Source organism: Mesorhizobium metallidurans STM 2683, assembly GCF_000350085.1.
GTDB lineage: Bacteria > Pseudomonadota > Alphaproteobacteria > Rhizobiales > Rhizobiaceae > Mesorhizobium > Mesorhizobium metallidurans.
The window spans coordinates 86,410-97,885 of sequence record NZ_CAUM01000095.1 but is presented as its reverse complement, the minus strand read 5'-3'; the positions used below and the strand labels follow the sequence as shown (position 1 = coordinate 97,885).

Here is an 11,476-nt window from a genome sequence, read left to right as displayed (position 1 = left end):
TGACGACTGTCCTTAGGTATATTGGCAGGATAGCGGACTTCGCCTTCAGCGCTCCGAAACCAATGGAGTTTGGAGAGACCGGAAGCTCATTGGAATCAACAGGGATGGCTTCTGCCGATCTTTTGGACACCGCTTTCCCTTTCGATCCTTCCCAAAACAATAGTAGGGAGTCTCGGCGCGCTTCCGCCGAGGCGATATTCGCCAATCCGTCTAGTTTCGGGCTCAGGCCTTCCAATTGGTGATAGCCCGGCGCCACTTCCTGCCACGAGGCGCTGTCGCGCGGCGGAACGTCGTATAGCGGACGACGATCAGCTTGAAGGCACTATCAAGAAGAGCGTCATCCTTGGACCCTCTTGGTAATACAGATTGAAAATTGCGCCCTCATGTTTCAAAACAGGTCGGTAGCCCGCAAGGATGGTTTCGTGCGGGGGTCGCCCACGGTTCTCAAGGCGAGAATTCTAAAAGACGTTCAACAATGACCCAGCACGTACAAAACGCTCGAGTTCTCATGTACAGCCACGACACGTTCGGGCTCGGCCACTTGCAGCGCTGCCGGACGATCGCGCATTCGCTGGTCGAGGATTTCCGCGGACTTCATGTGCTTATCATTTCGGGTGCGACTATTGCCGGCGCCTTCGACTACCGCGCCCGTGTCGACTTCGTGAAGATCCCCAGCGTCATCAAGTTGCGCAACGGCGAATACACCTCGCTGGAAAAGGATATCGATCTGCATGAGACGCTAAGGATGCGCCAGTCGATCATCCGCCACACAGCCGAGACCTTCCGGCCGGATATCTTCATCGTCGACAAGGAACCGCTCGGCCTGCGCGGCGAGATCGAGGACACGCTGTCCTACCTCAAGACGCGGGGCACCACGCTCGTGCTTGGCCTGCGCGAGGTGATGGACGCGCCGCATCTGCTCGAAGCAGAGTGGGCACGCAAGGATGTGATGCGCAAGATAGGCCTGTTCTACGACAAGGTCTGGGTCTATGGTCCACCGGATTTCTACGACCCGTTGACCGGCTTGGATGTGCCACCGGCTGTCAGGGCAAAGATGAAGTTCGTCGGTTTCCTGCAACGGAGCCTGCAGCAGAACGAGTTGCCCGGCCACCGGCCCGAGGGCGACTATATCCTCGTTACCACCGGTGGCGGCGGTGACGGCGCCGAACTGATCCACGACGTCATCGATGCCTATCAGCAGGATCCGCAATTGCAGCATAGGGCGCTGATCGTGCTTGGGCCTTACATGCCGGCGCGCAAGCGCAACAAGTTGCTCAAGAAGGGGGCCAAGATCCCCTATATCAAGATCATCGAGTTCGACAACCGCATGGAAGAGCTGATTGCCGGCGCCAAGGCGGTGGTGGCGATGGGCGGTTACAACACTTATTGCGAGATACTGTCTTTCGACAAGCCGGCGCTGATCGTGCCCCGCGTCAAGCCCCGCGAGGAGCAACTGATCCGAGCACGGCGCGCAGCCGAACTCGGCCTCATCGAGATGCTTTTGCCGGAAGAAGCCGAGGATTCCCAGCGGTTTGCCGATGCACTGAAGGTGCTGCCGGACCGGCCCCGCCCATCGCAGAGCAATCCGCATCTGACGCTGGAAGGGCTGCCTCATATTTCCGAAATCGTCGCGGAACTGTACGACCGGCGGGCCGGCCATCACCTTTCGGTCATTGAAGGCATGAGCTGAGTTGCAACATCGCAAGATCGTCGTGGTTCTGAAGGGCTATCCGCGGCTGTCGGAAACCTTCATCGCGCAGGAGCTGCTCGGTCTGGAGCGTGCGGGGTTCGACCTGATACTCGTCGCGCTCAGGCGGCCGACCGACGCAAAACGCCACCCCGTGCATGACGAGATCAAAGCGCCCGTCCATTATCTGCCGGAATATCTGCATGAAGAGCCGCTGCGCGTGGTTCGCTCGCTGTTTGCTTATCTGCTGCGGCCGGGCTTCTGGCGCGCGCTCGGATCGCTGGCTGCCGATATCCCCCGCGACTTTACGCGCAATCGCGCCCGCCGCTTCGGGCAAGCGCTCGTGCTGGCGGCCGAATGGCCGGAAGACGCAGGCTGGCTGCATGCACATTTCGCGCATACGCCGGCATCGGTGACACGCTATGCCAGCCAGCTTCGTGGCCAGCCCTGGAGTTGCTCGGCCCATGCCAAGGACATCTGGACTTCGGCGGACTGGGATCTGGCCGGCAAGCTTTCCTCGGCGCGCTGGACGGTCACTTGCACGAAAACCGGCTTCGACCGTCTGAAAAAACTCGCTAACGGCAACTCGTCCGTGCATCTGAGCTATCATGGGCTCGACCTTGATCGCTTCGGCAGTTTCGGCGAGGCGCGAAAACAGCATGACGGCTCGGCGCCGGACGAACCGGTTATCGTTCTGAGTGTCGGCCGCGCTGTTGAAAAGAAAGGTTACGATACCTTGCTGGAGGCCCTTGCCCTCTTGCCCGGCGATTTGGCGTGGCGTTTCGAGCATATCGGCGGCGGCGAGGAACTGGAACGGTTCAAGGCGCTGGCGCAAAAGCTCGGACTGGATGGTCGAGTCTCTTGGAAAGGCGCGCTTGCGCAGGAGGAGGTGCTTGAGCACTACCGCCGCGCCGACATCTTCGCCCTGGCCTGCAGGATCACCGCAAATGGCGACCGGGACGGTCTGCCGAATGTTCTGGTGGAGGCGGCTAGCCAGCGGCTTGCCTGCGTGTCGACCGATATTTCCGGCGTGCCGGAGCTTTTATCGCCGGATGAAACCGGGCTGCTGGTTCCGACGGAAAACCCAATTGCCCTGGCACAGGCGCTGGAGCGCCTGATCCGTGCTCCCGTGCTGCGCGCCCGCCTCGGCGACGCCGCAGAGCGGCGCGTGCGCGGCCATTTCGATCATATGGCAAGCATTGGACAGCTCAAGGAACTGTTCGAGCGGGAGTGGCGGGCCGCCGAATGAAGCGGCTGCGCGCTTTCTTCTATGTCCAGCACCTGCTCGGTATCGGCCATCTCGCGCGCGCCAGCCGCATTGCGGCGGCTCTGGTCGATGACGGGTTTGACGTAACCGTCGTGACCGGCGGAGCGCCGATCGCGGGTTTTCCGGGACTGGGTGTAAAATCTGTAACCCTGCCACCTGTCACCTCCGGTGATGAAGGATTTTCCGGACTTGTCGACCTGCAGGGCAAACCCATCGACGATGATTTCAAGAAATCGCGTTCAGAGATGCTGCTGCAGGCATTCCGGGATTGCAGGCCTGATATCGTCATTGTCGAGGCGTTTCCATTTGGACGCCGGCAGATGCGTTTCGAACTCTTGCCGCTGATCGAGGCCATCGACGCGACGTCGCCCAGACCGCTGCTGGCGACGTCCGTCCGTGATATCCTTCAGGAGCGCGTCAAGCCGGGCCGAAACGAGGAAACGGTCGATCTCATCAACAGGCATTTCGACCTTGTTATGGTCCACGGCGATCCGGCTTTCGCAACGATCGACAAGACATTTCCACTGGCTGGGGCGATCAGGGCCGAGGTCACCTACACAGGGCTCGTTGCCGCGCCGCCATCGCCCGCGGTCTCCGAGCGCTTCGACGTTCTGGTGTCGGTTGGCGGCGGGGCTGCCGGAAAGAGCCTTGCCAGCGCCACCGTCGCAGCGGCGCGGAGTGCCAACAACGCCTGGAAATGGTGTTTGATCACCGGCCCAAACCTGCCGAAAGACGAGTTTGACGCGATCGTACGCGATGCCACGCCGGGCCTGTCCATCTTCCGGTTCCGCGAGGATTTCGCCAGCCTGCTGACCGGCGCCCGCCTGTCAGTCTCGCAGGCGGGTTACAACACGGTCTGCGATGTCCTGCGCGCAGGTTGTCGTTCCCTGCTCGTTCCATTTGCAGCCGGCGGGGAAACCGAACAGACGCTTCGCGCCCTGATGCTCGAAGAACTCGGCCTTGCAACGGTGCTGATGGAAAAGGACCTGACGCCTGAAGGTTTGGCGCAAGCGATCGAACAGACGCTTGTGGGACCGACGCCATCCGCGCATCGTCTCGATCTGGAAGGCGCGCGTCGCTCGACGCAAATCCTGCGCGAGCGGTATCGAACATGGTCCCTGAAAGCGGGGCCCGGTTTCGAAAAAGTTCATGATCAAACAGAAGATGGGCCATAACGCGCGTCGCGTCTGCCGAGATTCGTGCGACGGCCTTCAAGTCCTTGTTTTCATGCACGTCGTTGTCCCAAAACCGCTGGGCAATTTGGGCGCTAAACAGTTCCAATCAGCATGAAGCGCGTATAATTTTTGGTCGGCAGTTCGCCGGAGAACCGCACCTCCCCTAGCGCCGCCATTGCTTCGAAGGCTGCAAGTGAAGCCACGCAGTTGATGTGCGTCGGCTCGCTGAAATAATCGTTCGATTGCAGCAGTACATTCGTGCCGCGCGGAAGCAGAGCAAGCCAGGCGCCCAGATCGGCTATGTGTTCGCAGCTCGTATTGACCATCAGGTCGGGCCGCCCGGCCGCATAGTCGAGTGCGTACATATCTGCCGTCAGCGCCCGGAACCTGTCGCCGGCTTCCCGGTTCAGGGTCCGGGCCACCGGCGCGACTTCGGGATCGATGTCGATGCTATCGACCGCCGCGATGTCGAAGCGGGCGTCGTTGAAAAGCATTGCCGGCAATACGCCGTACCATCCACCCAGAACCCATATGCGCCCGAACCGGCCGCCGCAGCTTTCGAACAGCCTGTCGAGTGCCCACATCTTGCAGGCAACCTGCTTGTGGTTGAAGGCGTTGGCGATATCGGCCTTCGGATGCTTGGCGATGACGCGCGCCAGCCCTGCCACGAGAGGGCATTTGACATAGGCAGCAATTCCCCGCGTAAGGTCCAAGGCTTGCTCGCGCCAGTCCATGCCGGCATTGCGTGGTTGCGTGACATCCATCATATTCGTCTTGTATGTTGGGATTTCGGGCGACGCAATCTTGCCTTCCGCAAGGCTGTTTTGATCCGCGGACGTGATTATGCTGCAAGCCGCTTCGTCATTGCCCGGTGCCGGAGAGAGCCGGTTGCATCTGTCCGGACGATCGGCGTGCATCCGCCAGCACCAGCCGCGCGGTTGCGGCTTCGTGCTCGGCTATTCGCCAAAACGCTTCGGAAGCCGCGAACCGTTTAAGCGCAGGACAATCTCCGTGCACCGCACTTTCGAGCTTGTCGTTGGCGATGAAGAAATTGCCGATACGCCATTCGCCAGCAGGTGCTTTTACATCCTGCATCCTTCCAACTGAAGGGTCCACAGTCGCATATGGAACCCAGCCTAGCCCGCTATATCTGGACGCACACCAGGAAGCAGCAGCTCTGGATATTGATGATCGTCGTGCTTTCGATGATCCCGTATTTCATGTCCTTCAACCTGCCGAAGCTGATCGTCAACGGCCCGATCCAAGGTGGCGGCTTCGAGCAACCGGGCGCGACCCAGCCATTCATGAGGTTGAACTATAACCTGCCGTTCATTGGAGAGATCCAGTTCTTCTCCGGTTTTCAGCTCGACCGCAAGGAGACGCTGTTTGCCCTGAGCCTTGTGTTCCTCTTGCTGGTCATCGTCAACGGTCTGTTCAAACTCTACATCAACACCTACAAGGGCCGCCTCGGCGAACGTATGCTGCGGCGTATCCGCTTCGATCTGGTCGATCGTGTGCTGCGGTTTCCGCCGCTTTACTTCAAGCGGGTGAAATCCGCCGAAGTGGCGACCATGGTGAAGGACGAGGTGGAGCCGCTGGGCGGCTTCATCGGCGATGCCTTCCTGCAGCCGGTGCTGCTCGGCGGCCAGGCGCTGACGGCCATGCTGTTCATCATGGTCCAGAACTTCTGGCTCGGAATGATAGCGGCCGTGATCGTGGCGATCCAGATCGTGCTCATCCCGCGAATGCGGCGGCGGCTGATCGTGCTCGGGCGCCAACGGCAGTTGACGGCACGCGCGCTTTCGGGCCGGGTTGGCGAAATCGTCGACGGCATCGGCGCGGTTCACGTCCACGATACATCAAACTACGAGCGCGCCGACATAGCTGCCCGGCTCGGGCTCATCTTCAAGATCCGCTTCGATCTTTACCAATGGAAATTCATGGTGAAGTTCCTCAACAATTTTCTCGCGCAGGTCACGCCCTTTCTGTTCTATATGGTCGGCGGGTATCTGGTCATCCAGGGGCGGCTGGATGTCGGCCAGCTCGTGGCCGTGATCGGCGCCTACAAGGACCTGCCCGGACCGATGAAGGAACTGATCGACTGGGATCAGGATCGGCAGGATGTCCAGGTCAAATATCAGCAGGTCGTTGAACAATTCACCGTCGAGGGTCTCATCGCGCCGAGAATCGGGGCATTGACGATCGACGATCCCGATCCGATGACCAACCCCCTGTCGGCGATCAGTCTGTCCATAGCGGACGATGGCGGTGCAATGCTCCTCGACCGTATCTCCCTCCAGGTCAAGCCGGGTGAGACGGTGGCGCTGGTCAGTACCGCAACAGGCGGAGCGGAGGCGCTTGCAGAAGCCTTCGCTCGGCTGAACCGGCCGGACAGCGGAAGGGTCGCCTCGGGCGCCGACGACCTGCTTGAACTCCCCGAAGCAGTGACCGGCCGGCGCATGTCCTATGCCTCGTCGGATGTTTTCCTGTTCCAGGCAAGCCTCCGCGATAACCTGCTCTACGGGTTGAAGCATGCGCCGCTGACATCGGTGACCTATGACGGTGCCGCGGCGGACCAGCACCGCTGGAGCATCGCCGAGGCGCGCCGGTCGGGCAATCCGGATCTTGATATCCACAGCGACTGGATCAACTATGCTTCCGCCGGCGCCACCGGCCCGCACGATCTCTTCGAAGCCGTGCGCCGGGTGCTCGACGCGGTTGTTCTGTCGCGCGACATTCTGGATCTTGCCTTGCGCTCTTCGGCCGACCTCACGCGTCACACGGAGCTTGCCAGGCGGATCGTCGAACTGCGTGCGGCGCTGCGAACCCGGCTGGAACACGAAGGACTGAGCGGACTGGTGGTTCCTTTCGAACCGGGCGCCTACAACAAGGAAGCAACGATCGGCCAAAACCTGCTCTTCGGCGCTGCCGCCGGCCCCGAACTGGCCGACAAGGCTCTGGCGGCCAATCCCTATTTTGTTTCCGTGCTGAGGCAAGCCGGCCTCGACCGCACGCTCTACGAAATGGGCATGGAGATCGCCGAACAGGCGATCGAGCTGTTTGCCGACCTGCCGCCCGATCACCAGTTCTTCCAGCAGCTCGCCTTCATGAGCGCCGAGGAGATACCCGCCTACGAAACCTTGCTGCAACGGCTCAAGAACCGTCCCCACGAGGCGGTCTCGGAGAGCGATCGCGCCATGATCGTCACCTTGAGCTTTGCCTATATCGAGCCCCGGCATCGCTTCGGCCTGCTGAGCGACGAGCTGATGAGCAAGATCGTTGCTGCACGCAACCGGTTCTATGAAAACCTGCCGCCCGAGCTGCAAAATGCGGTCGAACGGTATGATCCTGCCAAATACATTGCCGCGGCCACCGTCATGGATAATGTCCTGTTCGGGCGTGTGGGCACCAACCATCCCGACGCGCCGGACCGCATACGCTCCATCGTCTATGACATTCTTGACGAACTGGGGCTTTATGCCGAGCTTCTGGATGTCGGCCTGGACTTCAACGTCGGCTCCGGCGGCAGGCGGCTGACCGGTGGACAGCGACAGAAGCTCGATGTTGCCCGGGCCCTGCTCAAGCGTCCCGATTTTCTCATTCTCAACCGGCCGCTGTCGGCGCTCGACCAGCGCATGCAGAATAAGGTGCTGCGAAACGTGCTCGAGGAAGCCAGACGCGATGGCCATTCGCCGGCAATTGTATGGGTCGTGACGAATCCGGCTATGGCGGCGATGTTCGATCGCGTTATCGTCTTCGACTCGGGCCAATTGGTGGAAGACGGAACACACGAGTCACTTTTGGCAGGGAACGGTATCTTTAAGGAACTGCTGTCGTAGAGTAACGGACATTCCATCTGGGCGTCCGTTGCTCTAGTCTGGCAACGCGAATTTTGAGGTTTGCGACAATGCTGCTCAAGGATGAAGTTGGAATGCTGCAACGCGTTCCCTTGTTCTCTGGCATCGAGCCGACAAAGCTCAAACTGCTTGCGTTCACATCCGATCGCGTGAGCTACAGCGCCGGCCAGATCCTTTTCCGGCAGGGCGACGAGGGAGACGCCGCCTATGTCATCCTTTCAGGCAGGGCGGATATTCTGGTCGATTCCGACAGCGGGCCAATAAAAGTTGCCGAACTGGTGCCAAATTCGATTGTTGGCGAGATCGCCATATTGTGCAACAGCTCCCGCACTGCCACCGTCAGAGCGGCAAGTCCTCTGGAAGCCTTGAGAATCCGCAAGGATCATTTCCTGCGGCTTATGAGGGAGTTCCCGGAAATGACCATCGAAATATTGCGGGTTCTTGCCGATCGGCTAAGCCATACGACCGCGGATCTGATCGACGCACGAAGCGCCAAATAACGAATGACGTACGCTCGATCCTCGCCGTCGTGATGACACTGGCCTCTTGCTGAGAATATCTCCCGGAGAAACCTGTCTCACCTCTTTGTTTTGACGCAATTCCGGACGGAAAACCGTTTCACACTTTTCCTGGAATTGCTCTAGCAGCAGTTGTTTGGCTACGATGGGCGACGGGGACTGCGAAAGGCTAGCATGGACGACGACGTTTTCCTGGTCAGGTTTTGGGGCGTGCGCGGCAGCATTTCGGTATCGGGGCCAGAATTCTCTCGCTATGGCGGCAACACAATCTGCATTGAGATGCGATGCGGGAAGCATACGCTTCTGTTCGACGCGGGCTCTGGCCTACGGCCTGCCGGCTGGGCGCTTCGGGCGTCGGGCGTGACCGATTTCGATCTGCTTTTCACCCATTGCCATTACGATCACATCATCGGGCTGCCGGCTTTTGCGCCGATCTATGACCGGAGCGTCAAGGTTACGCTCTGGTCCGGGCATCTTGCAGGACGCATGACGACCCGGCAGATGGTCGATGAGTTCATGCGGCCGCCGTGGTTTCCGGTGAAAATGGAGGTCTGCAAGGCAAGCCTCGATTTCCGCGATTTCGTATCCGGAGACGTGCTTCGGCCGCGCGAAGGGGTGGTGGTCCGAACCGGCAGTCTTATCCATCCGGGCGGCTGCATAGGCTACCGGGTCGAATGGGGCGGCCGCGTCGTGGCGGTGATCACAGACACTGAGCACGAGCCGGACAAACTCGATCAGGCGGTGCTCGGCCTGATCGAAGATGCTGACCTCGTCATGTACGACTGCACCTACACCGAGGAGGAAATGGAACGCCGCCGCGGTAACGGGCACTCGACATGGCAACAGGGCGTCAAGCTCTGTGAGGCGGCCGGTGCGCGGGGGCTTGCGCTGTTTCACCACGATCCGACACGCACCGACGAGGAACTGGACGAGATCGAGAAAATGGCCAAAGACAGGTTTGCTGGCGCTTTTGCCGCGCGGGATGGCCAGACGCTCAAATTTCCAGTCTCATTGCACAAAAAGCGCTGAGCTATTTTCCTATATCTGTTTTGACGCAATTCCACAGGGAAAGCGCTACGCGCTTTTCCCGGGAAAACCGCTCACACTTTTCCTGGAATTGCTCTACCGGCGCTGCGCCCGATCAATGTCCTGATCGGAAGCCATGCGCAGGCTTCAGTCCGTGCGGTGACTGTGAACAGCCGTTCGAGGAAAAGCCAGGCCGATTCATCATGTACGAGATGGTGGGTGAGCAGGCCGACCGGTTCGCCGCCGTCGAATGCATGCCGCAATTGCGCGATGATAGACTGAACCAACAGGCCATGATCGCGGCAGCCGCGCGTGCCATGCCAATCCATGATGTCGACATTGCAGTTGATGACCGCCACTGAAGCCGGCTTCGGCGGCCCATAGACCGACAATGCCGCAAATCCTATCGATCCAAGGTCGGATACGAAGCCGGCGTCGATTCGGTTCCAGGGTGGCACCAGCATCGGAACGGCACGTGCGCCGTGCAGGCCGGTTATGTGCGACAGCCCGCGAGCCAGATCATCGAGCACCGCCTCGCGTGGCCGATGCGCGCCGAGTTCCTGCTTTTTCTGGTCCTCGGGCGCATGATTTCGGTGCGCCCAGCCATGGACGGCGACCGTGGCATGCGGCGCCTCGTCAAGCCGAACGACAAGTTTCTCGTCAGTCAGGGCCGGAATGACAGCCAGAGTGACCGGAACCGTGAATTTACCGGTGAGGTCGAGCAGCCGATCAAGCGCAGGCGCCGGATCCACGGCGTCGTCGTCGCGCAGCCAGAACTCTGCCTTACGGTCCGCCCGTTGCAGGCACGCCAGTTCTTCCACCAAAGGCTGCCAGATCTGATCGGATGTCATGAAACCGGGATCTTCGCAAGAAGTTCGGCCAGACGCGCCGCTGCAACACCGAGGGAACGTTCTTCGAGGATGAAACGTCTGGCTTCCGCGGCCATGATGGTTCTTTCGTCGTTACGGGCCAGAAGCCTTTCAATGGCAGAAGCGAACGCCGCCACATCGCCTGGCGGAGTGAGAAACCCGGTCTGGCCATCCCGCACGACCTCCGGCACGCCGGCGATGTCCTGGGCCACCACCGGAAGGCCGGCGGCCTGTGCTTCAAGATAGGCAACGCCATAGGCCTCGCCGTAACCCGGCCAGACGTAAATTCCCCCACCGTAGAGGACATCCGGCACGGCGGCAGGCTCAATCGCGCCAAGCCATTCGATACGGTCGGCGGGCAAGCCGGCGAATTGCGCTTTGACCTCGTCACGGGCAGGCCCGTCGCCGACGACCGACATGGTCCAGGGCAGGTGGCCGATCGGACCGAGCGCTTGCGCCAGCATGCGATAGCTTTCGGCTTTGTCGCCCGGGCGCATCATGGCTACGGTAACGAGGCGCGTCGGACAACCCCGTGCCGGCGCTTCCCGGAATAGCGATGTGTCGATGAAGGGCGAAAGCATGCCGAGAGCGGCATCGGGAATCGCATCTGTCAGTCCCTGGCGATCCCTTTGCGTGAAGCAGATGTTCAGCGCTGCCTGTTCGATGGCTCGCGCCACCAACGCTTGCGTATCGGCCCACAAACCGGCGTTGCGCCGCCTCGAATAGGAGGCTTCCGCTGTCACATAGGGGACAGCAAAGGCCGACGCCAGTTCGGGCCCGATCAGGTCGGGCGCCTTGTAATAGAGATGATAGGAGAACCAGAGATCGGGCTTGCCGTCACGATCCCAAAGCTTGGTCAGCCGCGCGGCCTCCTCTCCGGCCTCAATCTTGAGCGCATCGAAACTCTTCGGCTCCGGTTCGCGTAGATAGAAGCGCAATTCGGATGCCAGTTCGACGCTATGCCCACCATGCTCCAGCGCCTTGACCAGCATCCGTGCCATCTGGCGGTCGCCGGAGGCAACGGGATGATTGGGCGGCTTCAGCGGCGCGTAGAAGGCAATTCGCATCGCCGGACCC

At 60.5% G+C, this 11,476-nt stretch carries 10 protein-coding genes; 6 read left to right on the top strand and 4 right to left on the bottom strand.

Going from position 1 to position 11,476, the window contains the following annotated elements:
* Positions 1-475 precede the first annotated feature (475 nt).
* Genes MESS2_RS15040 through MESS2_RS15030 form a run of 3 tightly spaced genes read left to right on the top strand, consistent with a single transcriptional unit; the run spans position 476 to position 4,129 of the window.
* Complete coding sequence (locus MESS2_RS15040) at positions 476-1,690, top strand: glycosyltransferase family protein (protein WP_040593149.1); 1,215 nt, start codon at positions 476-478, stop codon at positions 1,688-1,690.
* A gap of 1 nt (position 1,691) precedes the next feature.
* Positions 1,692-2,936 carry a glycosyltransferase gene (locus tag MESS2_RS15035; protein ID WP_008875215.1) on the top strand — a complete coding sequence of 415 codons (1,245 nt, stop codon included), beginning with the start codon at positions 1,692-1,694 and terminating at the stop codon, positions 2,934-2,936.
* Positions 2,933-4,129 carry a glycosyltransferase family protein gene (locus tag MESS2_RS15030; protein ID WP_008875214.1) on the top strand — a complete coding sequence of 399 codons (1,197 nt, stop codon included), beginning with the start codon at positions 2,933-2,935 and terminating at the stop codon, positions 4,127-4,129. The genes MESS2_RS15035 and MESS2_RS15030 overlap by 4 nt, the downstream gene beginning before the upstream one ends.
* A 92-nt stretch (positions 4,130-4,221) precedes the next feature.
* Here the strand turns inward: MESS2_RS15030 and MESS2_RS15025 are convergent, their stop codons facing one another.
* Both MESS2_RS15025 and MESS2_RS32325 read right to left on the bottom strand, forming a co-directional pair.
* Positions 4,222-4,896 carry a class I SAM-dependent methyltransferase gene (locus MESS2_RS15025; RefSeq protein WP_051069102.1) on the bottom strand — a complete coding sequence of 225 codons (675 nt, stop codon included), beginning with the start codon at positions 4,894-4,896 and terminating at the stop codon, positions 4,222-4,224.
* A 94-nt stretch (positions 4,897-4,990) separates the two neighbouring features.
* Positions 4,991-5,224, bottom strand: a complete 234-nt coding sequence (locus tag MESS2_RS32325) for a hypothetical protein (RefSeq protein ID WP_157357726.1) — start codon at positions 5,222-5,224, stop codon at positions 4,991-4,993.
* Positions 5,225-5,253: 29 nt separating this feature from the next.
* Between MESS2_RS32325 and MESS2_RS15015 the strand changes: the two genes are divergently transcribed.
* The 3 genes from MESS2_RS15015 (at position 5,254) to MESS2_RS15005 (ending at position 9,533) form a co-directional block, all read left to right on the top strand.
* Positions 5,254-7,968, top strand: coding sequence for an ABC transporter transmembrane domain-containing protein (locus MESS2_RS15015; protein ID WP_008875212.1), 2,715 nt, complete (start codon positions 5,254-5,256; stop codon positions 7,966-7,968).
* Positions 7,969-8,036: 68 nt separating this feature from the next.
* A complete protein-coding gene (locus MESS2_RS15010) occupies positions 8,037-8,486 on the top strand; it encodes a cyclic nucleotide-binding domain-containing protein (RefSeq protein ID WP_008875211.1) in 450 nt (149 codons plus the stop codon).
* Positions 8,487-8,678: 192 nt separating this feature from the next.
* Positions 8,679-9,533 (top strand): MBL fold metallo-hydrolase, encoded by an 855-nt coding sequence (locus tag MESS2_RS15005; RefSeq protein WP_008875210.1) that lies wholly within the window; start codon positions 8,679-8,681, stop codon positions 9,531-9,533.
* 71 nt (positions 9,534-9,604) lie between these two features.
* Here MESS2_RS15005 and MESS2_RS15000 read toward each other — a convergent pair whose 3' ends face one another.
* Positions 9,605-10,381: a polysaccharide deacetylase family protein gene (locus MESS2_RS15000; RefSeq protein WP_008875209.1), complete on the bottom strand. Its 777-nt coding sequence runs from the start codon at positions 10,379-10,381 to the stop codon at positions 9,605-9,607.
* Positions 10,378-11,466, bottom strand: coding sequence for a glycosyltransferase family 4 protein (locus MESS2_RS14995; RefSeq protein ID WP_008875208.1), 1,089 nt, complete (start codon positions 11,464-11,466; stop codon positions 10,378-10,380). The genes MESS2_RS15000 and MESS2_RS14995 overlap by 4 nt, the downstream gene beginning before the upstream one ends.
* Positions 11,467-11,476 lie beyond the last annotated feature (10 nt).

Excerpts from the sequence above, each read along its gene's own strand:
- MESS2_RS15040 (WP_040593149.1), top strand. The coding sequence starts at position 476 with ATGACCCAGCACGTACAAAACGCTCGAGTTCTCATGTACAGCCACGAC.
- MESS2_RS15030 (WP_008875214.1), top strand. The coding sequence starts at position 2,933 with ATGAAGCGGCTGCGCGCTTTCTTCTATGTCCAGCACCTGCTCGGTATC.
- MESS2_RS15025 (WP_051069102.1), bottom strand. The coding sequence starts at position 4,896 with ATGATGGATGTCACGCAACCACGCAATGCCGGCATGGACTGGCGCGAG.
- MESS2_RS32325 (WP_157357726.1), bottom strand. The coding sequence starts at position 5,224 with ATGCAGGATGTAAAAGCACCTGCTGGCGAATGGCGTATCGGCAATTTC.
- MESS2_RS15015 (WP_008875212.1), top strand. The coding sequence starts at position 5,254 with ATGGAACCCAGCCTAGCCCGCTATATCTGGACGCACACCAGGAAGCAG.
- MESS2_RS15010 (WP_008875211.1), top strand. The coding sequence starts at position 8,037 with ATGCTGCTCAAGGATGAAGTTGGAATGCTGCAACGCGTTCCCTTGTTC.
- MESS2_RS15005 (WP_008875210.1), top strand. The coding sequence starts at position 8,679 with ATGGACGACGACGTTTTCCTGGTCAGGTTTTGGGGCGTGCGCGGCAGC.
- MESS2_RS15000 (WP_008875209.1), bottom strand. The coding sequence starts at position 10,381 with ATGACATCCGATCAGATCTGGCAGCCTTTGGTGGAAGAACTGGCGTGC.
- MESS2_RS14995 (WP_008875208.1), bottom strand. The coding sequence starts at position 11,466 with ATGCGAATTGCCTTCTACGCGCCGCTGAAGCCGCCCAATCATCCCGTT.